Source organism: Methanocaldococcus sp. FS406-22, assembly GCF_000025525.1.
Taxonomy (GTDB): domain Archaea; phylum AGJL01; class Methanococci; order Methanococcales; family Methanocaldococcaceae; genus Methanocaldococcus.
The window spans coordinates 714241-738014 of the sequence record NC_013887.1; the positions used below are offsets into that span (position 1 = coordinate 714241).

Annotated in this window: 21 protein-coding genes and 1 pseudogene; 11 read left to right on the forward strand and 11 right to left on the reverse strand. The window is 31.0% G+C overall.

Annotated elements, in window-relative coordinates; all coding sequences use genetic code 11:
- Positions 1–129: 129 nt before the first annotated feature.
- On the forward strand, positions 130–2766 hold the full coding sequence (locus tag MFS40622_RS03570; RefSeq protein ID WP_012980310.1) for a DEAD/DEAH box helicase: 2637 nt from the start codon (positions 130–132) through the stop codon (positions 2764–2766).
- A 70-nt stretch (positions 2767–2836) separates the two neighbouring features.
- Here the strand turns inward: MFS40622_RS03570 and MFS40622_RS03575 are convergent, their stop codons facing one another.
- The 4 genes from MFS40622_RS03575 to cbiM all read right to left on the reverse strand — a co-directional run bounded on the left by MFS40622_RS03575 (position 2837) and on the right by cbiM (position 5674).
- On the reverse strand, positions 2837–3670 hold the full coding sequence (locus MFS40622_RS03575; RefSeq protein WP_012980311.1) for an energy-coupling factor ABC transporter ATP-binding protein: 834 nt from the start codon (positions 3668–3670) through the stop codon (positions 2837–2839).
- Entirely contained in the window at positions 3667–4500 is an 834-nt protein-coding gene (gene cbiQ / locus MFS40622_RS03580; protein ID WP_012980312.1) for a cobalt ECF transporter T component CbiQ, read from the reverse strand. The genes MFS40622_RS03575 and cbiQ overlap by 4 nt, the downstream gene beginning before the upstream one ends.
- A 161-nt stretch (positions 4501–4661) precedes the next feature.
- Positions 4662–5009, reverse strand: a complete 348-nt coding sequence (locus MFS40622_RS03585; protein ID WP_012980313.1) for a PDGLE domain-containing protein — start codon at positions 5007–5009, stop codon at positions 4662–4664.
- The gene (gene cbiM / locus MFS40622_RS03590) at positions 5006–5674 is read right to left on the reverse strand and encodes a cobalt transporter CbiM (RefSeq protein ID WP_012980314.1); all 669 of its coding nucleotides are present in this window, start codon (positions 5672–5674) and stop codon (positions 5006–5008) included. Before cbiM ends, MFS40622_RS03585 begins: the two co-directional genes overlap by 4 nt.
- A 336-nt stretch (positions 5675–6010) precedes the next feature.
- On the opposite strand from cbiM, the gene MFS40622_RS09385 reads away from it, so the two are divergent.
- Genes MFS40622_RS09385 through MFS40622_RS03605 form a run of 4 tightly spaced genes read left to right on the forward strand, consistent with a single transcriptional unit; the run spans position 6011 to position 8539 of the window.
- Positions 6011–6163, forward strand: coding sequence for a Trm112 family protein (locus MFS40622_RS09385; RefSeq protein WP_083771411.1), 153 nt, complete (start codon positions 6011–6013; stop codon positions 6161–6163).
- A gap of 8 nt (positions 6164–6171) precedes the next feature.
- A complete protein-coding gene (gene thpR, locus MFS40622_RS03595; protein ID WP_012980316.1) occupies positions 6172–6693 on the forward strand; it encodes an RNA 2',3'-cyclic phosphodiesterase in 522 nt (173 codons plus the stop codon).
- 2 nt (positions 6694–6695) lie between these two features.
- Positions 6696–7214: a hypothetical protein gene (locus MFS40622_RS03600; protein WP_012980317.1), complete on the forward strand. Its 519-nt coding sequence runs from the start codon at positions 6696–6698 to the stop codon at positions 7212–7214.
- Positions 7196–8539 (forward strand): hypothetical protein, encoded by a 1344-nt coding sequence (locus MFS40622_RS03605; RefSeq protein ID WP_012980318.1) that lies wholly within the window; start codon positions 7196–7198, stop codon positions 8537–8539. Before MFS40622_RS03600 ends, MFS40622_RS03605 begins: the two co-directional genes overlap by 19 nt.
- On the opposite strand, the gene MFS40622_RS03610 is transcribed toward MFS40622_RS03605, so the two are convergent.
- Positions 8528–10084, reverse strand: coding sequence for a helicase HerA-like domain-containing protein (locus MFS40622_RS03610; protein WP_012980319.1), 1557 nt, complete (start codon positions 10082–10084; stop codon positions 8528–8530). The genes MFS40622_RS03605 and MFS40622_RS03610 overlap by 12 nt on opposite strands.
- On the reverse strand, positions 10085–10591 hold the full coding sequence (locus MFS40622_RS03615) for an RNA-binding domain-containing protein (RefSeq protein WP_012980320.1): 507 nt from the start codon (positions 10589–10591) through the stop codon (positions 10085–10087). It lies immediately after the preceding gene.
- 337 nt (positions 10592–10928) lie between these two features.
- Here MFS40622_RS03615 and MFS40622_RS03620 point away from each other — a divergent pair, with 337 nt between their 5' ends.
- The 4 genes from MFS40622_RS03620 (at position 10929) to MFS40622_RS03635 (ending at position 15671) form a co-directional block, all read left to right on the forward strand.
- Entirely contained in the window at positions 10929–11387 is a 459-nt protein-coding gene (locus MFS40622_RS03620; protein ID WP_012980321.1) for a GbsR/MarR family transcriptional regulator, read from the forward strand.
- An 11-nt stretch (positions 11388–11398) separates the two neighbouring features.
- Positions 11399–12556 (forward strand): RND family transporter, encoded by a 1158-nt coding sequence (locus MFS40622_RS03625; protein WP_012980322.1) that lies wholly within the window; start codon positions 11399–11401, stop codon positions 12554–12556.
- Positions 12557–12604: 48 nt separating this feature from the next.
- Positions 12605–14329 (forward strand): COG1361 S-layer family protein, encoded by a 1725-nt coding sequence (locus MFS40622_RS03630; RefSeq protein WP_156769990.1) that lies wholly within the window; start codon positions 12605–12607, stop codon positions 14327–14329.
- A 208-nt stretch (positions 14330–14537) separates the two neighbouring features.
- Positions 14538–15671, forward strand: a complete 1134-nt coding sequence (locus tag MFS40622_RS03635; RefSeq protein ID WP_012980324.1) for an MFS transporter — start codon at positions 14538–14540, stop codon at positions 15669–15671.
- Here the strand turns inward: MFS40622_RS03635 and MFS40622_RS03640 are convergent.
- Positions 15633–16166, reverse strand: coding sequence for an NTPase (locus tag MFS40622_RS03640; protein ID WP_012980325.1), 534 nt, complete (start codon positions 16164–16166; stop codon positions 15633–15635). The two genes, MFS40622_RS03635 and MFS40622_RS03640, sit on opposite strands and share 39 nt — an antisense overlap.
- A gap of 97 nt (positions 16167–16263) precedes the next feature.
- On the opposite strand from MFS40622_RS03640, the gene MFS40622_RS03645 reads away from it, so the two are divergent.
- Positions 16264–16536, forward strand: coding sequence for an ACT domain-containing protein (locus tag MFS40622_RS03645; RefSeq protein WP_012980326.1), 273 nt, complete (start codon positions 16264–16266; stop codon positions 16534–16536).
- Here the strand turns inward: MFS40622_RS03645 and MFS40622_RS03650 are convergent.
- Positions 16514–17260 carry a class I SAM-dependent methyltransferase family protein gene (locus tag MFS40622_RS03650; RefSeq protein WP_012980327.1) on the reverse strand — a complete coding sequence of 249 codons (747 nt, stop codon included), beginning with the start codon at positions 17258–17260 and terminating at the stop codon, positions 16514–16516. The genes MFS40622_RS03645 and MFS40622_RS03650 overlap by 23 nt on opposite strands.
- 5 nt (positions 17261–17265) lie before the next feature.
- Complete coding sequence (locus tag MFS40622_RS03655; RefSeq protein WP_012980328.1) at positions 17266–18204, reverse strand: hypothetical protein; 939 nt, start codon at positions 18202–18204, stop codon at positions 17266–17268.
- Between the two features lie 127 nt (positions 18205–18331).
- Here MFS40622_RS03655 and MFS40622_RS03660 point away from each other — a divergent pair, with 127 nt between their 5' ends.
- Positions 18332–20239: a lipopolysaccharide assembly protein LapB gene (locus tag MFS40622_RS03660; RefSeq protein WP_012980329.1), complete on the forward strand. Its 1908-nt coding sequence runs from the start codon at positions 18332–18334 to the stop codon at positions 20237–20239.
- An 8-nt stretch (positions 20240–20247) separates the two neighbouring features.
- Here MFS40622_RS03660 and aspS read toward each other — a convergent pair whose 3' ends face one another.
- Together aspS and MFS40622_RS03670 are read right to left on the reverse strand one after the other, a co-directional pair.
- Positions 20248–21552 carry an aspartate--tRNA(Asn) ligase gene (aspS, locus tag MFS40622_RS03665; protein WP_012980330.1) on the reverse strand — a complete coding sequence of 435 codons (1305 nt, stop codon included), beginning with the start codon at positions 21550–21552 and terminating at the stop codon, positions 20248–20250.
- A 275-nt stretch (positions 21553–21827) separates the two neighbouring features.
- Positions 21828–23698, reverse strand: a pseudogene (locus MFS40622_RS03670) (beta-propeller domain-containing protein).
- Positions 23699–23774: the final 76 nt, after the last annotated feature.

The following is a 23774-nucleotide window of genomic DNA, read 5'->3' on the forward strand; positions in this document are numbered from 1 at the left end:
CATGGGACATTATGATATTATGCTCTATTGCATGCAATCCTCCAGCAATTCCGTATTAAAGTGATTAATGTTATTATAACCTTAAATAATAAATGATCTATCTAAGAGAATCTTATAAAGATGATTAGTATGGAAGAGGTATTTAAAGGCATTGAAAAAGAAATTATAAAGATTTACAGAATTCCAGAGAGGAAGGGTAGATTTTCCAATTTTAAATTTAAAAATAAAGAGGTTAATGAGCTAATTGATGCCTTAGGTTTTAAGCTATATTTACATCAAGTTAAAGCTTTAAAATACCTATACAACAAAAAAGATGTGGTTGTTACAACATCAACAGCAAGTGGAAAGAGTGAGATTTTTAGATTGGCAATATTTGACAACTTCTTATCAAATCCCAATGATAGGTATCTGCTGATATATCCAACAAGGGCATTGATAAACAACCAATATGAAAAATTCTCTATAGAGAACGAGCTATTTTATAAAATAGCCAATAAGAGAGTTAAGGCAGAGATATTAACTGGGGATGCCAGTTTAGAGAAAAGAAGAGAGATTTTAAAGGATAAGCCAAATGTTTTATTTACAACTCCAGATATGCTTCACTATCAGATATTAAAAAACCATTCAAGTTATTTATGGCTTTTAAAGAATTTAAAGCTCTTAGTTGTTGATGAACTCCATGTTTATAGAGGAGTTTTTGGAACAAACATGGTTTATGTTTTTAAGAGATTGCTAAAGTTGTTAGAGAGGTTAAATAATAATTTGCAGATACTCTGCCTCTCTGCAACTTTAAAAAACCCAAAAGAGTTTGCCAAGCTGTTGTTTAATAGAGATTTTGAGGTTGTTGATAAAAGCCATAATCCTTCATCAAGGAAGTATTTAGCTATTTTAGAGCCAAAGAATTTAGATAACAAGCAGTTGTTGAGGAGATTGGTAGAGAACTTAGTAGATAACAATATAAAAACCCTCGTATTCTTTGATACAAGGAAAGAGACAGAGAAGTTAATGAGATTTTTGCTAAATTCTAAGGTATTTGATAAGCTCTCTACCTATAAAGGCACTCTGCCAAAGTATGTTAGGGAGGAAATAGAGGAGAAGTTTAAAAATGGAGAGATATTGGCTTTATTAACAACAAATGCATTAGAGTTGGGAATTGATATTGGAGATTTAGATGCTGTTATAAACTATGGTATTCCACCAGATGGCATCTTTTCATTAATTCAGAGGTTTGGTAGGGCTGGAAGAAGAGATAGGGAGGCATTAAACATCATAGTTTTAAGGAAGGACGGTTTAGATTATTATTACAAGGAGCATTTAAATGAGCTTTATGAGAGGATTAGGAAGGGAATCATCGAGTATATGCCAGTAAATGTAAAAAATAGATTCGTTGCTAAGAAGCATCTGCACTATTTAATCTCTGAATTAAAAATAGTAGATTTTGATGAATTTGATGACTTTGAGAAAGAGATAGTTAAAGAGCTTGAGAAAGAGGGCAAAGTAAAGGTTTACAAAAACCCAATAACCAATAATATAGAGGTAAAAAGCATAAAAGAGCCAATTTATTCATCAATAAGAACTGCAAGTGATGAGAGCTATTATTTAGTTTTAGACAAACCATGGATAAAATTTAAATTGCTAAATAAAACCCAAAGTGAGATTTTGAGATTTATAAATTGGCTTAAGATTAAGGGCTATGTTGTTGAAGAGGTTGATAAGGATGAGTATTACCGCTCTTTAATTACTGGGATGCCTTATTTTTCAAGAGGGAAGCTGTTTATAGCTAAGGATAAGATAGGCATTGGTAAATTTCACTTTATATTTGCCGATGAGCTAAATATGTTTTGGGATGTGGAAGCACTGCAGAAGAAAGAGGAAGAGATTGATATATTGGATATTTATGACAAAAAGAGTTATGGAGATGTAGAGATTTACTATGGAAGATTGAGAGTTAGGAAGATTTATGAGGGCTTTATTGTTAGAGGAGTTGATGTTGATAAATACTATCAAGAACTATTAGCCTTAAAAGATAAAGGCATCTTAGATGCAGAGATTGAGCTTTTTAAGGACTTCTTTGGTTTGAATTTTATAAGTGTTAAGTTTAACAAAGAGGTTGTTAGAGACTTTGAGACGGATGGAATTTGGTATGTATTTCCAGAGTATATTAGGGAGGTTGCAAATGAAGAGTTTTTTGAGTTCTTAGACAAGATAGAGGAGGATGATTTGGCTATCTCAATCTATATGGATAAAAAACTTAGCAGAAAGGAACTGTTTCCAATTTATTTAGGAGCTACCACCCATTATATAAAGAATGTGATTAAAAATAGAGTTAAAAAGCATTTAAATGTTAAAAAAGACACCAAAAAGGTTGAAGAGCTAACTTATAAGATAAAAAAACTTATTGACAGCAAGGACGGAATTGCTGGAGGATTGCATGCAATAGAGCATAATATCATAAAAATAACTCCAATCTTTACCTATATAGACAGCAGAGAAATTGGTGGCTATAGTTATGAGAGATTTAGTAGGAATCCATTTAAAGATAGGGCTGTTATATTTATCTATGATGGAAATGAGGGTGGTTTTGGATTGGCAGAGATTTTATATGAGAACGCTGAAAAACTGCTTAATAAAAGCTTAGAACATTTAAAAAACTGCAATTGCATAGACGGATGTCCTCTCTGTATTTATTCAACAAAATGTGGAACGTTTAATGAGTTTTTAGATAAATGGCAGGCAATAAGGATTTTGGAGAAGCTACTTAATTAAAAAAGGCTAAGTGTATATGAAATAAAATAATGTTGTTGTGGTGATAGCTTTACTAATACAAGATTTAAAATTAGTTTTTTAACATTTTTAAAAGAACTTCAACGGCTTCATCTAATGTAACAGGTATTTCATCTATACTACAACCCATATTCTTCAATTTAATAAAAAGCTTAGATATTTCAGGAACATCCAAATTTAACTCGTCTAAATTTAATGAAAACAAATCCTTTACTTTCCCTTCGAATATAACTCTTTTGTTCAATACATAGCACCTATCTGCCAAGCATGCTAAATTTATATCATGAGTAACTAAAACTACAGTTTTTCCATTATCTTTAAATGATTTTATTAAACCAATAATTTCAGCTCTGCTCTTTGGGTCTAATGCCGATGTCGGTTCGTCCATTAAAATAACTTCTGGTTCAATAGACAATATACAAGATATTGAAACCTTTTTCTTCTCTCCACCACTTAAATTGTAAGGATGTCTATCCTTTAAATGATAAATTTTCATATCTTTTAATGTTTTATCTGTAACTTCTATTGCCTTTTCTTTTGAATATAGGTGGAGAGGAGAGAAAGCCACCTCATCCCAAACAGTTGGATTGAAAAGCATGACATCAGGATTTTGAAAAACAAATCCAACTTTCCTTCTGAATTCTTTCATCAGGTTTTTATCTCTTAATATTTCGTCAGTTAATTTTTTACCTTCAAAATAAACTTCTCCCTTATCTGGAAACACCAATCCATCTAGAATTTTTAATAATGTGGTTTTACCTGCCCCATTTGGTCCTAAAATGGCCACTACCTCATTTTTGTATATATTTAGACTCACATTATCTAAAGCAATAGAACCATTGGGGTATCTATATGAAACTTCAGCAAGTTTATATATTTCTTTCATAGTATCCCTCTATCAAATAATACAAGTAAAGCAGTGGTAATTATTGAAAATAACAAAAATATGATATCTTTCATTTTAATCTCTTCTCTGTAAATATGCTTTATCTCTCCACTATACCCTCTCGAAAGCATTGCATAATATGTATCTTCTCCCATTTCATAAGTTTTTATAAATAATGCTCCAATGGCTTTTCCTGCTTCTTTCCAACTTTCTACCATTCCCAATTTATTAATAACTCTTGATTTTCTTGAATACATCATATCTAATACAAAATTTAGGAGTAGGAATATATACCTATAAGCAAGGTTCGTTATAGTGATAACAACCTCTGGAACTCCTAATTTATGTATAGCAGAGGTAACTTTATTCCACTGTGTTGTTATAGGAATGAGAACTGCAAATGACACACAGGTTGCTACCCTTAAGGTAAAGGTTATAGCATATAATATTCCCTCATAGGTAATAGAAATATGAGGGGTATTTAAAATAACAAAAATATCTTTTCCTGGAGTTACAATATTAAACATCACTGGAATGACAATTATTCCAGCAAAAATTGGGATAAAAATATAGACTCTCTTTAAATATAGGGTTATGGGAATATTAGACAAATATGCAAGCAGCAATGCGATGAAATTAAATATAATCAAAGTTGAAATATGCTTAGATAGGACACTTCCAATAAGAAACACAACTAACGCTATTATCTTTACCCTACTTTCTATATTCTGTAAAAATCCCGGTGTTCTTGTGTATTTTTCAAAAAATATACTCTCATTTAAATATTTTATTACATGCTCAATAGTTTTATCAAACAACTTATTGTTCATATTTTCACGAATAATTTTTTTAGTTTTTGCTTCATGGTTAAAATCCTAGGTAATTATGTAATGTAGTATAATACTATAAAAGCTATAAAAGTTATTATAATCAATCATTCTAAAAATAAAATAATAGGAGACAGATATAATAAAATTAAAAGAGCAAAAATTTAACCTGTAGACGCCTTTGGATTTACAATTTTAACCAAAGCATAATAACTTCCAACACATAGTATTACTCCAACTATTGCAGATATTATATATCCAATTGATGCGTGAAGTTTATCGTCCCATCCTGGAATATCATAGTCTGGAAGAGGAGCATAACTCCAAATATCAGCTAAATGGAGTAATCCACTAACTTTGTCTTCCCCCACTTTTTCAGCAAGTTCACTGGGGTCCCATTCTCCCCATGCATCCCCATAATTCCATACTAATAATATCCCAAGAGGACAAAGAATTATCATAGCAATAATTACGTAAAGAAATTTTTTAACTAAGGGGTCTTGCCAGTTCATGCGTTCACCCCACTAACTTGTTGTTCTTTTGATGTGAATAAATCTGGTCTTACTTTCTTCACATACCAAACAACTATTGCAGTAACCACCGCTGCTGCAGGCCCTGCTGTTACTAAGTGAGCAAATGCCATCGCTGGAACTGAAACAGTGAATGGATATGGACAGTAACCTGGTTCTATAAATGGCTGTAATCCAAACTCAAAGCCTGCAACAATTGCTGCTGCAACAATTCCAACATATGCTCCAATACCACTTGCAATTACTTCTCCAACTTTATCTTTCAAGAACTTATAAACATAATAACCAACAAATGGTAAAACAACACCCATATTAAAGCAATTAGCACCAATACATGTAATTCCTCCATCTCCAAAGAATATTGCCTGTATAACTAAAACAATAGATATTGCTATTGTTGCTATCCATGGATTATCCATCAATATTGCTATCAATGTTCCTCCAACCATGTGAGCTGTTGTTCCATCTGGAACTGGAAGGTTGAACATCATAACTAAGAAAGAGAAAGCCGTCAAAACCCCCAACAATGGCAACTTTCTTGGGTCTAACTTTTTAAGCTCTAAAATACTCTTATACCATAGTGGTATCATTATCAGATAGAAAATGGCACATGTTATTGGGCCAAGGTAGCCATCTGGTATGTGCATGGTTTCACCTTTTATATATTATTATTAAGTTGCATTAACATCATACTTAATATTTGTAATATTATTTAAACTTTTTTGTTTAAAAGTTATTAAAAATTTTTTGAATTTAGGTAAAAAGATATTACATAAAATTAAAATTAAAGAAATTGAATTACTAAATCTTATTTTAACGAGATTTTTAATATTTGAAGATTATAAGCTTTAAGATTGTTTGATTATAGAACTTCCGTAGGAGTAAATTTTTGTTGAATAAATAATGTCGGCATCAAAATACCACATTCAATATAATTCAATAATATAAACTGCAGAGGTCTATGTTACATGGAATGTGATATCATGAACTGGATTGAAAAATACCTAAAAATATTACAATGTCCATACTGCAGAGGGGATTTACATTTAGATAAGGATAAAAATAAGTTGGTATGTAAGAGATGTAATAGAGTTTATGATATAGTTGAGGACATTCCTATACTGCTAAGATATTGAGGGATAGAATGAGGTTGTTTTTAGCAATTGATATCCCAAAAGAGATAAAAGAAGAAATAGCTAAGTTTCAGGAGCAATTTAAAATGAAAGGGATAAAGTTGGTTGAAAAAGAGAACTTACATATAACAGTTAAATTCTTAGGAGAGGTTGATGAAGAAAAATTAAAAGAAATATTGGATTTAGATTTATCAATCCAGCCAATAAAGATAAAGTTAAAAACCTTAGGAACATTCCCAAACTCTAACTACATAAGAGTTATATGGATTGGAGCTTATAACAATAATCTTGTAGAGATTTTTAAAGAAATTGATAAAAAACTATCAAATTTAGGTTTTAAAAGAGAAAGGGAATATATCCCTCATTTAACAATAGGTAGAGTTAAATTTATTGACAACAAGAAAAAATTAAAGGATAGGGTTGAAAAATACAAAGATATTGACTTTGGAGAGTTTGAGGCAAGGCATATAAAGCTCTATAAATCAACCCTAACACCAAACGGGCCAATCTATGAAGTGATAAAAGAGTGGTAGCAATGAATGAAAATCAACAAAAGATACACTATATTATCAACTTATTAACAAATGGGGATAAAAAGAAGTGGGTAAAGCAGACAGTTTTATTTGCTCTCATTTATTATTTTATAAAGTTAAATGTCTTTAGGGGTTATGACTATGCCCCAACTCCATTTATGTGGGAGGATGAGATAAAGTTTATAAACATCTCCTATGAGGCAATAAATGATTTAAATTTTCTCTTAGATAATAATTATTTAAATGAAATTCTATTATCAGTTAGGGGCTTGAATGAGTTTATTGTTGGATACAGCATTGGTAGAAAGATAGATTATAATTTCAGCCAAAAAGATAAAGAGATTATTGATAACACGTTGTTAGAGGATGAAAAATTAAAAGAAATTCAAATAACAAAAAATGGGATAATAATAAAGTCAAAAAATGAAGAAATAAAGATAAATATTACAAAGATTGATAAAATTAGCTATAAATCAAAAAGCCACATAATGAAGGTATCATTATGGGATTCAAATATTTAAAAATAAAAAATCCAAAGGTAATTTTAACTGAGTGGATTCCCTTTGGAAAAAACTACATGACAGAGTTTATAGATAGGATTACATTGAAAGAGTATCAAAGAAAAAGAATAAAATACTTTACCGCATCAGAGGAAAGAGATATAAGATATAAAGCGGTTTTTGAAACATCCGATTATCAAACAACAGTAAATATCATTGAATTTATTCCAGAGACATCTGTGAAGTTTACAGCTGAAATCATTGGAAATGGGAAAAAAGATGTTTTTATATATGTTGATTATCTTGGAAGATGTATCTATGCCTCTGAAATAACCAAAGCTGGAGATGAAGAGGAGATTATAAGCTTAGATAATCTTTCGTTTGTAATTCCTGACTTAATCTTAGATTCCTCAAGGATTATGTCTCATTTAATCGCCCCTCCACAAAGATATCTGTTAGAAACTCTCTATGGGGAAATAAAGGTATATAAGCACGTTACTGTTTTAACAGAAACAGCCATTAGTATAGATGAAAACACGTTAGTAGAGATTAGTCAAGTTATTGGGGCTGTGAAAAATATCCTTGAGATAGATGATGGAGTAATAATCTTTGGCGACTTTGGAATATTCATTTCCAATCCAAACCCAGAGAAGTTTGAAAAATTTATCTATTATTATCCATTTATAAGGAGTATTACTGGGGTTTCGAGGGATTTGTTTTTTAAACTTAACAATATAGCCTCTAAGTTGGAGGTTATAAGTAACAATCTTGAGTCGGGGATAGATTTAGATGATATAACTGAGATTAGAGGGGAGTTGAGTAGGATAGATAGGGAATTGGCAGTAATAGAAATTGTCTGTGGATATTTAAAAGAAATTATAGAGTTTTTAAACTCCTCATATCCTCCAAACTTTGGGGACTTTGATTTAATGATTTTGGAGAAGGTTGAGGCAGAGAGAAAATTAAAACGCCTTATTTATAGAATTGCAGAGATAGAGAACATTTTAGCAAGTAACAGCAGTTTAGCAACAAGCTTAACAAGATTATTAACAACAATATCTGAAGATTTAGAGAGAAAGATAGCCAATCAATTGGCTGAAAATACAAAATACCAAGTGGCACTTGGAGAGGCTATGGAAGTTTTAGAAATTGGGATTTTTGGAGTCTATGCCTTAGAAGCAGCTCATATCTTATTATTGACTTCTGGAAAAGATGAAATACTCCACCACATTAAAATATTTGGGTTTCCATTGGAATTTTGGATAATATTGACTGTTACAATCCTTGGAATTTATGTTGGAAAAATTGTGATTGAATACAGAAAAAAGAAAGTTTTAAGAGAATAAATCATCATCTCCAAAGGCATTTTTTTCAATATCATCTTCTTCCACAATACCTTTATCGTTATTTCTACCTGTTAATATTTCATCAATCCTTAAATCCTCTCCCCCATAAATTCCGTCAAATTTATCTATCTTAACAATTGCAGGAACTTTAATGCAAGGGCCTAAAATTATCGCCTCTCCAATATTTAAACTTGTTAATTGTTTTATTAAATCCTCACTTAAATTTTCTGATGCCATTTGAACGTGTTTCTGGTCTGTTGGCTCAATAAGCTTAGATATTATTAAATTAGAGCATTGAGAGAGAGTTTCAGCATCTAAGGTTTTAGGTCTTTGGGAAACTAAGCAGAGACCAACACCAAACTTTCTTCCCTCTCTCGCTATTCTGCTTAGATGATACTTAGCCCTTGTCTTTCTACTCTGTGGAGCTATTAAGTGAGCTTCCTCAAAAATCATGAATATAGGCTTAGCTCTGTGTCTTCCTTCATTAATAATAATCTTTTTTCTATTGTCTAAAACCTCTTTTGCTATGTAGGACACAACAATATCAACCGCATTTTCATCTAACTCTTCCATTGGTATTATATTTATATGGCATCTTCTGATTTCATTTACTGGATTGTAGTGGAGGGTTATGAGTTTTTTCCTAAACTGTAGCATATTTTCCAATCTAAATATTGCCGTTTGAATACTTCCAACATCTTTTTTAAAATCCTCGTTGTCCATATAACTTCTTAATTTTTCAATTATTGCTTTAACATACTCTTCAGCATCCTTAAAATCTTTTTCTTCAAACTTTTCTTTAATTTCTTTAACTGCTCTTGCAACATAAGGTCTCTGTTTTGTTGCTTGCGGGTCTATCCCTGCCAAATCACATAAATCGTCAGCATCTATATGATAGATGTTTATTTTTGGTTCAATAATATGTTTTCTCAAATTCTCACTGTTGCAATATATATCCCTATACTCCCCATGCATATCAAAAACTAACACTGCCCCCTCTCCATTTTTATAATCCATCAATTTATTTAGCTCTCTTAACAAAACAGCTACTGTATTTGACTTCCCCATTCCAGTCATTGCCAATATAGCTAAATGTCTTGTCCATAATTTATTTACATCTAATTTGACTTCAACATCATCTCTCGTAACTAAATGTCCAATCTTTAAATGTCCCTTGCCAAACACTTCTTTCAATATTTCATCATCTGCCCTGTAAATTGGAATTCCTGGTTTTGGAGGGATTCTTGGCAACTTTAAAGCCCCATCTTTATTTAATTCTTTAATATCTCCTAAAACCTTTATCTTCCCTAAAATGTAGTAGGATGAATTATCTTCAAACTCTCTAATCTTCTCTAAATGCTCTATGCTTAAAATATCTTCTAAAGCCATATTTCCTTGGATAGTGCTTTCTACCATTCCCAATAATTCAGAGTTATCATAGTTTATCTTAACATAATCCCCAACTTTTGGAGCTTCTTTAGCCAAAAATGTTAATTCATCAATCCTTGTTTCTCCTATTGTATAACCAATAATCTCATTTTCCATTTAATCACCGGATGTATTGTCTATTACTTTTATCTTTAAATTATTGTCTCCGTTTTCTTCTTTACTTCCCTCATTTTCTTCTTTTTCCTCTTCCTCTAATTCATCTTCGTTAATTATAATCCCTCCTTTTGTTCTTGGAGCAATGTCTTTAATTATCTTCATAATGTCCTCATTCTCATCAGCCAATATTTTAACAAATATCCCTCCGTGTGTGTCTATGTCAAAATTCACAGCCCCTACATAAGCGGCTTGTTTATTCAAATAGAATTTTGTTGCATTTTCTGTCATTCCTTTCTCTAAAACTAACCTTGCAGCATCCAATATTGCTTGGCTTCTTAAAAGCTCTTTTAACTTCTCCACACTCTTAGTTTTTCCTTCCCATTTTCCAAACTCGTTATCTTCTTTAATAAAGTTTAATTTTGCTCTTGGGAATATATTTAATATAGCTTTTTTAACTTTATATTTGTCTTCAGTTGGTTTTACTTTTGCTTTAATAATCACTTCCATCATCTCACCCTTAGATTACTTAGGTGAAACCGAAGCTTTAGCTTCGACTACAAAACCATTAAAAGGTTTTCATATAGTTTTTTCTAAAGTTTCTTTCAAAATGTTTTACAAAAAACTATAAATAATTTTTTCATCATATTTAATTATTTCTTATATTCGATTATTCTATTTGATTGATTATAAAAATCTTTATATACTATCTTAATATTTACTTTATTCAGAAAATTTTGAACATTCAATACCAAAAATTTATATTAAAAAAGATAGGAGGTGTATATAAATGGAAGTTTTTAATTAAGTGTCGGTTATCATATCAAGATTAAAGGGGGATAATATCATGAAAGAAGATGTAAAAAGAATTATTATTGAGCTGTTTTCTGAACTTGCAAAGATTCATGGGTTAAACAAATCTGTAGGGGCAGTTTATGCAATTCTCTACTTATCTGATGAGCCATTAACAATCTCAGATATCATGGAAGAACTAAAGATTAGTAAAGGAAATGTTAGCATGTCTCTAAAAAAACTTGAAGAACTTGGATTTGTAAAAAAGGTTTGGATTAAAGGAGAGAGAAAGAATTATTACACTGCTGTTGATGGTTTTATTTCCATGAAAGACATTGCTAAGAGGAAATATCAACTTATTAAAAAAGCCTATGAACAATTAGAAGAATTAGGGGATAAAGATGATAAAATAAAGAAGACTATAAAACATCTGTCAAGAATGAAAAAAATTTCAGAGCGAATTTTAGAATTATTTGATGAACTTGAAAAAGAGAATATGAAAAATATCAAATAAGGTAGATAAATATGTTAAAAGAAATTTTAAGAAAGATTGGGGAATTCTCTGCAAAAAAACCACTTCTTGTAATATTAATAGTCATTATAATAAGCATATTTGCCGCGTCTTATATTCCACATATAAAGAAGCAGACATCCTATGAAAAGATGCTTCCACAAAATCTTGAACCTGTAAAAGAACTTTATGAGGTTAGAGACGAATTTGGAGGGACAGATGTTGTCGAAATAGCGGTTAAGATAGTGCCTTCAGATTGTAGTGATAAAGTAGTGGATATTAGGGATCCAAGGGTGCTAAATGCTGTTAAAATGCTTGAGGAAAATTTAAAGTCGGTAGATGGAATAACACGAGTTTCTTCCCCAGTTGACGTATTGATAAAGTTAAATGGTGGAACTGTCCCTCAAAGTATAGATACAGTTAAAAAACTACTAAGAAAAATTCCAGAGTCAGAAAGAGAGCAGATGTTTAACAAAGACTATTCTATGATGGTTATTACCGCATTTACTGATGTTGGAGGTGATGAAAAAAAATGTGATGCCTTGTATAAAGCAGTTAATGAAAGAATAAAAGAAACTCCCTGGCCACCAGGAGTTGAGGCGGTTCAAACAGGTTCCATTGCTTTAAGAGCCATACTTGGGGATTTAATGAATGAAAGTCAGGAGATAACAACTTCAGTAGCATTTTTAGCTATAATGTTAATCATAATACTACACTTCAAAAGGATTACTTCTGTTATTATATTGACTCCACTGGTCTTTTCTCTCATATGGACTGGTGGATTTATGGGATTAGTGGGCATACCACTCGATATGGCTACTTCAGCAGTAGGTTCATTAGTTTTAGGTTTAGGGATTGATTATGGGATATACTTTGGAAGCAGATATAATGAAGAAAGAGAAAAAGGAAAAAGTCCAGAAGATGCAGCAATAATAACGGTTACATATGCAGGTTCTTCAGTTTTAGCAAGTGCAGCAACTACAGCGGCAGGACTACTTTCTCTAACTATAGCCCCATTACCAATGATGGCAAATCTTGGAAAAGTCTGTGCTGCAGGTATTATATTCTGTTGTATATTGACGATATTCTTCTTACCGGCTGTTTTAGTGCTTGAGGATAAATACATCTTGCCAATAATTGCAAGAATAAAAACCAAATTATTAGGAAAATGAAAATAAAAGTCAGAAAATAAATAAAATAAAGATAAAATGGTGATTTTAATGGTTAAACTTAAAAATCTACAATTTAATGGTGTAAAAAAGTTAAAGGAGGTATTTAGACTAAGCAGGATAAGAATAATATTTATCCAAATAATACTATTAATGGCTATCTCATCAGTTGGAGCTATACAAATTGGAGAGTTGGAATATCAACCAAATATTGTACATCCTGGAGATGATGTAGATATATGGATTAAGATAACTAATGACAATTACAATAATGAACTTAAAAATATTGTTGTTGAAATCACCCCTCACTATCCATTCGAGTTGAAGCAAGTTAATCCAGTTAAGGGAAAAGCATACATAAGCCACTTAAATGTTGGAGAGAGCGATACTGTCCATTTCAAACTACATGTTAATGAAAATGCTCCTTCAAACAATTATGAAATAGATGTTAAAGTAAGTTATGATGAAGTTGAAAATGAAAATGGCAAAGAAATCATAAACCACTATGAAGTTACTAAGGTCTATCACTTACCTGTTTATGGTGTTGCAAATTTTGAAGTCTTTGGGAACTTTTCATTAATTCCTGCAAAAACCCAAACTGTCCCAATCATAATATCAAATTTAGGAACCGGAAAGGCTAAGGATGTTAATATATATATAGGATACGAGTTAAATTCTGTTAATGCGGGAACGCAGTCAACTGAAATTTCTGCTTATGGAACTACAAAGACAGTTGAAGAAAATATATTCTACCCTACAGTAATCCCTATACAAAATCTTCCTATATCTCCAGTAGGTATTACTAAGTTCTACCTTGGAACAATAAAGCCGGGAGAATCTAAGGAGATATTTGTTAAACTATATACGTCAGACAAATTGAGTGAAGGTAGCTATCAAATTCCAATAGTAATAACATGGACAGGGGAAGATGGTAGTAAGAAAGCGACTCTTGTATCTCTTGGAGCTTATGTTAAAGGAGATATTGCCCTCGGAATATCAAACGTTATAACAGACCCAGTTGAAATAAAACCAGGAACGACCTATGCAAGGATAGACGTTACCATAACCAACAATGGACATCAAGAAGCAAAAAATGTTGTATTACATCTAATAACAAAGAAACCATTTAAAGATAGTTGGAGTAACTGTAATATAAAAGATATTGGAAACTTACTACCTGGAATGTCCAAGACAGTGTCTTTCTATGTAGATGTTGACAAATATGCAAAAGCTGGACATTATAAACTTCCAATTGAGATAACTTATCTTGACACTACAGATAACGAACATAGCACTGAAAAATTTATAGATATATACATAAAACCGAAACCGTTATTTGAAATATTAACAAAAGAAGTTAATGTAACTGCTGGGGAGGATAACGTCGTATATATAAAAATAAAAAATATCGGAAACGAAAAGGCGGTTGAAGTCAAAGTTTCTGCAATCAAAAACTCTGGACAACCATTTGATTATCCAGTTAAAAGTGATACTGTTGGGACGCTATACCCTAACCAGACAGGTGTTGCCACAATTACAATACATCCAAATAAAGACGCTCCATCAAAACCTTATTATATAACATTAGAAATAAGATGTGCAGGAGATAGTGAAGAGGGGGATAACAACGTTTATGTCTATCAAAAACCACTAAAAGTAGTTGTTAAAAATAGTAACTCGGGGGAATTTGGAATATTAATAGGAATAGCATTACTGGTAATAATTACGGGAGCAGGATACTATTTGTATAGAAAGAAAAAGAAAACTAATGAATAATTTTTAATTTTTCATAATTTAGCTTATTTTTAATAGGACTTTCGCAGAATAAATCTTTAAAGGAAATTAGCTTAAAGATTTTGTTTAAATACTTTAGCAACTACAATACAATAAATTGTAGAACTTTTATTTTAAATTCAAATTCAATCCGTAGTTTTAACCTAATTTTCTATTTTTTATTTTATTTTTATAATGGAAAGGTGATATTATGGGTGTTTTTAAAGATATATCTATAGTATGGTTTGTAACATTTGTCACAATGTTGGGAGTTGGACTAATAGCTCCAATTATGGCAGTTTATGCTCAAATACTTGGAGCTACAAATTTTGAGATTGGATTAATTTTTAGTGCATTTGCAATAGCGAGAACAATAGTCCAAATTCCAATTGGAGGTTTATCAGATATATACGGGAGAAAAATCTTTCTCGTTGGTGGGACACTATTTTATGGGCTATTTACGTTCTTATATAATTTTGTACATTCTGTTTTTGGATTAATCATTGTTAGAATTTTCACGGGAATGTTTTCAGCGTGTGTTACTCCAGTTGCTGGCTCATATGTTTCAGTTGTAGCTCCAAAGGAAAGATTAGGAGAATACATGGGAGTTTTTAATTCAGCAATAACATTGGGTTTTGGTATTGGCCCATTAGTTGGAGGAGCCATGGCTGACATTTATGGAATTGAAATGCCATTCTATTTTTGTGGATTTTTAGGAATCTTAGCCTCATTAATATGCTATTTTAAATTAGAGGATATTAAAGTCAAATCAACTCATAAAAAGAAAACATTTTCTTATGACTTTTTTAAAGATAAGAAATTTTTAATAGCTTTTGTTCTGAATATTGTTGTTCTTATGATAAATTCTGGAATCATTGCTTATCTTTCAATATATGCCTACGGATATGGTATTTCCTTAGGAAAAATTGGCTTTATGCTTGCAGCAACAAATTTACTATCCACTTTATTACAAAGGAGAATTGGAATGCTTTATGATAAATTTGGCGTTTCGGTAATTCCTTTAGGAGTTACGCTAATGGTTCTAGGATTATCTTTTCTATCAGTATCAACAACATTTTTATCTATCTTATCGTCCCTAATACTTCAGGCAATAGGAATGGCTGTTGTTGGAGTTTCATTAAACTCGCTGGCAATTAAAGATGTACCAATTTATAGAAAGGGAGAGGCAATGGGAATCTTTACAACAAGCATAAATTTAGGAATGTTGTTTGGGACAATAATCTTTGGAATCTTGGCTGATTTATTTGGACTCGCTGAGATGTTTAGAATCTCTGCCTTATTCTGCCTAATTACTGGAATCATTGGCTATTTGAAGATAAGATAAAATCTCATCTAAAATCTCTTTGTAAAGCTTGTTTCTATTTTCTATACTTAAACGATATATTTTCCCTTTGTTTTTAAATTTATTGACCCAATTTCTGTGTAAGGTAGCTAATAATGGTTTATTGTTGTTAATAACTTCATCAACAACTTTAGAAAATGTTTTACTCTTAAATTCCATAGCTCCAAGTTCATCAATAATTATTATGTCAGCATCTTTCAAAGCTCTTTTTATAGCTTCAACTCCAACTTTATCTAAATTCTCTACAAAAACAACATATTTTCCAACTTTTACATTTCCGTCTCCAACATAAGCTAATATAGCCTCCTCATTGGTGTCTAAGGTTATTATCTTAAAACCTACTCTTTTGCCATTTTTTCTAATTTCCTTAGTTATAAAGCCTCCAACTTTATATCCAAAATCCTTTAATTTTTCAGCTATCTTTAAAGCCAGTGTAGTTTTTCCAACTCCTGGCATTCCAGTTATAAATATTTTCATTGTTATCACCACAATCTTTAAATTTAATATATACAGTCTTAAGTTATAATCATTAATTCACTAACAGATTCTAATCAAATTTAAAAGAGGAGAGAAAATGAGTAGGGTTGTTGTTTCAGTTATTGGGCAGGATAGAACTGGAATAGTTGCTGGAATTTCAAAGGTCTTAGCTGAAAATAATGTAAATATCTTGGATATAAGTCAAACAATTATGGACAATCTATTTGCCATGATTATGCTCGTTGATATATCAAATGCTAAAGTTGATTTTGCAACACTAAAAAATGAGCTTGAAAAGGCTGGAAAAGGATTAGGCGTTCAAGTTATTGTCCAACATGAAGATATATTTAAATACATGCATAGAATTTAGCATCTACAACAACATGCCAAACACCTGGAGCATATTTTTTTATCTTTCTAATTTCATAATCTATCAGTTTATAGCCATTTTTTTCAGCATAGTATTTTAATCTCTCTATAGGCCTCTCAAACATAATCTTTTCAGCCACTGTCTCGTGGTAGTGTATAACTCCCGTATTTTTCAAAAATTCAAATGCTTTATCTAAAAATTTATGAGTTTTATGGACATAGCCCATAATTACTCTATCAGCAACGTCTTTAAGCTCCACTTCCCTATTATCAGCCAAAATTGGGATTACATTATTTAATTTGTTTAGTTTGATGTTTTCACATAGATAGTGATAAGCTATAGGGTTTTTTTCAATTGCATAAACCAACTTCGGTTTTGAGTATTTAGCCAATGGGATTGTGAAGTAACCAATACCAGCAAACATATCAACGACTACCTCATTTTTATTGCTTATAAATGCCATTCTCTTTCTCTCTTCAATATTTCCCTGACTCCACATAATTTTAGCTACATCCAACTTAAATAAACAGCCATATTCTTTATGGATTGTTTCTGTCTCTTCTCCATATAGGATTTTTACATGTGGAGTTCTAAATTCACCGGTTATTTGGGTTGTGTATAGCACGATAGTTTTGCATTTAGTTTTTTTAACGATTTCTTTAATTTCATCCTCACTTAATTCTCTTTTAACAATAACAACATCTCCAATTTTTTGGTATTTCATGGTTTTCACACTATTAGGGTTATTATTATAAATAGAGCAGTTATAAAAACTCTCACTAAGGTGGATATCATCATCAAATTAAACCCATCTTTAAATCCATATATGCCCATATAGTAAGGGGCTAAAAACCTCAATGCTGGAATGCTTGATAGTATAGAGCCGAGAAGTAAAGCCCTAACAACCTCAACATCATTTAAAATTCCTCTATTTAAAAATTCTCCAGCTAAAACATAAGCTCCTATATAGTTTATTGGCTGTGTAACTGCCACAGTAATTTCTTCAACAGAGAACGGTAGATAGTAGGCTTTATTTTTTATAACCTCAGTTAAATAATCAAAAAACCCAAACTCTATTAGGAATGAAGTTATAATTGAGGCTATTGTTATATTTTTTATTATTGGAATGCCATACTTTATGGTGTTTTTAAAAGATTTATAAAAGACGTCCTTGTTTAATTTTATCTTTTTGTCAATGTTATCTTCTTTATATTCTCTATTTTTTAATGTTATCTTTCCAATAGCCATAAAAATTAGCGTCTGAATAAGCCCAATTAAAACTAAAATTATAAAATAGACAATTCCAAAAAATCCTAAGGTTGCAAGCAAAATTGGAAGTAGAGAATCCCAATGCCTAAGCATAGCTGGAAATGCATCTATTAAAGATGAGATATAGAGTTCTTTTTTATTTATAATTCCCTTTTTATAAAAATCCACGAGCATTATATTTGCCATTCTTGGGTCGATAAATGATGTTGTTATGGCTATTCCACACTCCTCTGGAAGATTTGCAAACCTTGTAAATACTTTTCCAATAAAATAGATTTTTTTGATGATATTACTCTCTATGAGAATTTGAGAGACAAACAATCCAACAATAAGCGTAGGAACACTATAATACAAAAAAGTAACTGTTAGTGAGAGAGTTTGAATTATTTTTTCTATCATAAGTTGATATTTGGCTTTAGTATTTATAAAAGTTTTTGGAGTTGTTAGATTTTGACAAATAATAACTTTTATATATTGATATAGGGCTATATTATGATGTTATAGTTTAGCAGAGTGGGGGATTACTTTGAGCTGGGAAGATTTTGTTGAAAAAGGAGAAGAATATATAGAAAAGGGGGATTATGATAAGGCAATTGAGTGTTTTGAGAGAGCATTAGATGAATGTCCTGAAGAGGGAAAATGGATAACATTAAAATGTTTAGCCCTTTGCTATCGTTTAAAGGAAAATTATGACAAAGCTATTGAATATTTTAAAAAAGCATTAGAAAAATGTCCCAAAGATAAAAAATGGGAAATATTGGAAGATTTAGGAGTTTGTTATTATTCAAAGGGAGAATATGGCAGGGCAATTGAATATTTTGAGAAAGCATTAGAACTTTGTCCAGATGAGGAAAAATGGAGGATATGGATAAGTTTAGGAGATTGTTATTATAATATAAGAGATTATGACAAAGCAATTGACTATTATAAGAAAGCGTTAAAAATGTGTCCTGAAGACAAAAAATGGATAATATTTATAAGTTTGGGAGGTTGTTACTGCTTAAAGAAGGATTATAACGAAGCTATTAAATATCATAAAGCATTATTATCTTATTCAGAGAAGAATTATGATAAAGTATTTGAATATTTAAATGAAATGTTAAAAATATGTCCTGATAGGGAAAAATGGAGAATATTAGTAGGTTTAGGATTTTGCTGTTATATCAAAGGAGATTACGATAAAGCAATTGATTATTCTAAGAAAGCATTAGAACCTTGTCCAGATGAAGAAAAATGGAGGATATGGTGTATTTTAGGAGCTTGCCATTATTTAAAAGGAAATTATGATAAAGTAATTAAATGCTTTGATGAACTTTTAGAATATTCAAAAAAATATCCAAAAGTTAAAGAAAACATTGAAAAAGATATTATATTCTTAACTTATAGGTATCTTAAAGAAGAATTAAACGATAAAGAGAAAATAGAGAAGAATTTTAAAATAATAATTAGAATTATAGAAGAAATACATAAATTTAAAGAGAAACTTAAAGTAAAATATGATGAAAATACAGTTATCGCACACTATACAAAACCTGAAACTATCATAAGCATATTAAAAGCAAAATATGACAAAAAAGAAGATAAAAAACCCTATTTTAGATTATATAATGCCTGCTATATGAACGACCCAGAAGAAGGAAAAACGTTCCTAAGAATGATTATCGAAAATAAGTTAAGAAATTTAAAAAAAGCTTATGAAATCAAAGAAATAAAAGATGAAAAAGGTAAAATCAGAGATATAATTATTGAAGAGAATCCCGAATTTCAAACATTCATTGGTAGTTTTATTGTAGGCAATGAGGAAGATATTGATAAGTTATTCTTCTGGAGAACCTACGGAAAAGATAGTGAAAATGAAGAGGCAAAAGGTATCTGTATATGTATAAAAAAAGAATTTTTTGACCAAGATTCAGATAATCTACCAAATTACTTAGAGAACATTAAGCCCAAAACTGTTACTAATTTTACAGATGATGTTAACTCTAATAAAACAAATAAAGAAACTAGTACAGATGACGAAAAATTCTGCCTATATAAAGTAATTTATGAAGATACTAAGGATTACAAAAAACTAAAGAAAGTATTAAGGAATATTAACAAGTATGCAAAAGATTTAGATTTAGACGATGAAACAATCAGAAATCTACTAAAATCACTACTTGATGACCTTAGATATTTAGTAAAATCCAAACACTACAAAGAAGAAAAAGAATATAGAATCATAAAAACCTACAACATAAATTACAAAAGAGATAAGATAAAAATTGACTATACCAAAACTCCACCAAGATTATACATTGAGATAGAAAAGGACTTCATAGAATATATTGATGAAATCATCTTAGGACCAAGAATGGAGAATAAAGAAGCATGGAAAACATATCTAAGCTACCACAAAATAAAAGTTAGAGAATCAAACTGCAAGTTTAAATAAAAATCTAATTATGGAGTTAATCTTTGCCTATCTCTTGGGAATAAGACACACTCTCTAATATTCTCTTGCTGTGTTAAAACCATGGTGAATCTATCAGCTCCTAAACCCCATCCTGCATGTGGAGGCATTCCATACTTAAATGCCTCTAAATAGTATGTAAATCCATCTGGGTTTAATCCCTTCTTCTTAATATTCTCAACTAACAAATCATACAGATGAATCCTTTGAGCTCCAGAGGAAATCTCCAAATCTTTATACATTAAATCAAATGCCTTACAAATCTCTGGGTTATCTTCATGAGGCATTGTATAGAACGGCCTAATTTCAGAAGGCCAGTCTGTTATAAAGTAGAGTCCTCCCATCTCCTCTCCAATAGCTTTTTCAGCCTCTCTACTCAAATCCTCTCCCCAGCTAATCTCAACACCTTTTGCATTTGCAATGTCAATAGCCTCATCATAGGTAATTCTATCAAACTTTTCTGGTGGCAATTCAAACTCTATTCCCAAAGTTTCAATCTCCTTCTTTCTGTTTTCATAAACATCTACAAATGCATTATAAACAACTTTCTCTAATATATCCATAGCATCTTTGTCATCAGCAAATGCCATCTCAATGTCTATTGATGTTGCCTCATTCAGATGCCTTCTTGTGTTATGCTCCTCAGCTCTAAATATTGGAGCTATTTCAAATACTCTATCCAATCCTGTAGCCATTAACATCTGCTTATACAACTGAGGACTCTGCCCTAAAAATGCCTCTCTCTCAAAGTATGAGATAGGGAAGAGTTCAGTTCCTCCTTCAGTGCAACTTGCTACTAATTTTGGAGTATTTACTTCAATAAATCCTTCATTGTATAATGTGTTTCTTACTGATTTTAGCATTTCACTTCTAATCTTAAATATTGCCTGAACCTTTGGCCTTCTCAAATCTAAAAATCTGTTTTCTAATCTTGTATCCAACTCTGCTGGAACTTTTTCAGCTGGGTCTAATGGAAGAGGTCTTTTGGCAGTATTTATGATTTCCAACTCTAATGGAAGTATTTCAAATCCGTTTGGAGCTTTCTCATTTGCTATAACTTTCCCTCTGACAGCTATAACATCCTCAGCTCCAAGTTTCTTTATTTGACTAAACAACTCATCTCCAACTTTCTGTTTTGGTGCTACAATCTGCACTGTTCCCTCTCTATCTCTCAAAATGACAAATATAATCTTCCCTAAGGCTCTAATTGAATGAACCCAACCCATTACAATAACTTCTTCTCCATCCATTTCTGGTGTAATCTCTGCCGAGTAATGTGTTCTTCTCCACTTCATTTAATCACCTTATAAAGTTTAGAGTGTTTCTTAATCCCATGGAACTTTTAAGGTTAATATAGTGTCCTTCAAAACTCTTTGGAATAATTAATGTATAAATGAATACCTTCCCAAAGGAAGGTATTCAAATCTTCTTTATAAATTTTATTAATTTTGAAAGACACTATAGTTTAAATGGTTTTTATAGTTTCCTAAGATTTTATTTATTTGTATATTTGAGTTATTTAATTCATTTATAAATAAAAATAATATAAATAATAACTACCTACTACTTTCTACTTTATAGTATAAGGTAAATAGTTCCCAAATTCAATCTTCCTAACTAATTCCCAGCTCTTTTCATCTAAAATGTGCATTTCTGAGAATGAGAAGGTGTATAGATAATCATTTATAAATAAAGCTCTCAAGACACCTGTTTTATGTTCGTCATCTTTAACCATCTCTATCTCTTTATTTTTAACTTTAAAGATATAAGCATGGTTATTTACTGGTAGAAAGAATATCTTATACTTCTCATCCCATAAAAATGCATGATAATCTCTTAAAGCTGGACTCCACCATTCTTTGAGTTTATATTTATCAATCTCTCTAAGTTGGAAATGTCAAACAATGAGATTTTTAACCTTCCATCATCATCCTTTCCAATGCCTATGAATAAATTATTGCCTATTGGATGTAAATATGTGGAATATCCAGGAATCTTTAGCTCCCCCAAAATCTTTGGATTCTTTGGGTCTTTTAAATCAATAACTAACAATGGATCTGTTTCTTTATATGTTACCACATAAGCTTTATCTCCCATAAACCTAACTGCATAAATTCTCTCTCCCTTCTCTAATCCAGTTAGTTTTCCAACTACATTTAAATCTTTATCTAATATGTAGATGTTGTTTGTCATCCTATCTCTGAATCTCCAATCCCCTATTGTTGTTGCTACTCTTAAATAGCCGTTATATTCATCCATGGCAAAGTTGTTTAAAAGATGCCCACTTACCTTTCCACTCTTCACTTCAAAGTTATCTAAGTCAATTTTAGCTATTCCAGTGTATTCATATTCTTCCCAGTGCTTTTCCAAATATTTTTCAAAATCGTTCTGCATTTTTTTCATTAGGTTGTGTCTCTTTTCAGATGGAAGGGAGTTTAAATATTTCCCAATTGTTTCAGTTATTTCGATAAACTTGGCATTATCTCTAAAGTCTTTATTTTCAATAACCCTTTTTATCTTGTTGGCAATTTCTGTTGGGAAATATTTATCAGCATTTTCATGTAAAAATTCAAGCATTAATTTTTGTTCATTAACTTTTAGATTATAGGCAAAGTATAAGTTGTTTTTTGACATGTATAAGGTTGTTCTATAGCTTCCAGCAATAGCTATTGAATTCTCAACTTCTCCAGTTTTTATATTTATTTTGCTGATTATATAAGTTATATCGAAATCTCTCATGTAGATTGGTGGCAATTCTGGAATATAGTATTTATCATAACCGATTTTATAGCCGTTCCATACAATTGGGCAATCAATAGAGTCTTTTCTAACCACCAAGTATAGCTTATTGTTATACAACCTTGAATCAACATAACTCTCATTTAAATTTATTTGCCAAATGATTTTTGGAGATTTTGGATTTGAGATGTCGTAGGAAGTTATTTTATCTCTACCGATAACAATCAGTGTGTTGTTTATTAAATAGAGGTATCCACTTTGGGAGATGTTGTTTATAATCTCCGCCTCTTCTGGTGGAAGAGGCTTAATTAAATAAACCTTTCCTTGGAAGAAATTTTGAGAGAAAGCTATAATATTACCATTCGTTTTTAGTATATCTGCCTCATCAACTCCTTTAACTTGGACATTTGTCTCTGAGTATCTTTCTGGTTCAGTTGAAATTTTTTCTGTATCAAGAGCTATCTCAACTGCCGCTTTCTCTGTTCCTTCAACTGCATATCTATAAGCCCCAACATAGTAATGTCCATAACTCTCTTCAACATTTTTCTTAAAATCCTCAAATTTTTCTTTAGATTCAACTGGAATTAATTTAAAATCTCCTTTTTTAAATAAACTTCCGTTTTCTTCTGGCTTTTCAAAGCATCCACAAATTAGAGAAGAAATTAATACCATAGATAGTCCAAAAGCTATTAGCTTCTTCATAGTTTCACCAAAAACTCAATTATCTAAGTTTATTTATATGTCTAAAAAAGATACTATAAAAGAGTTTTCAAATTGT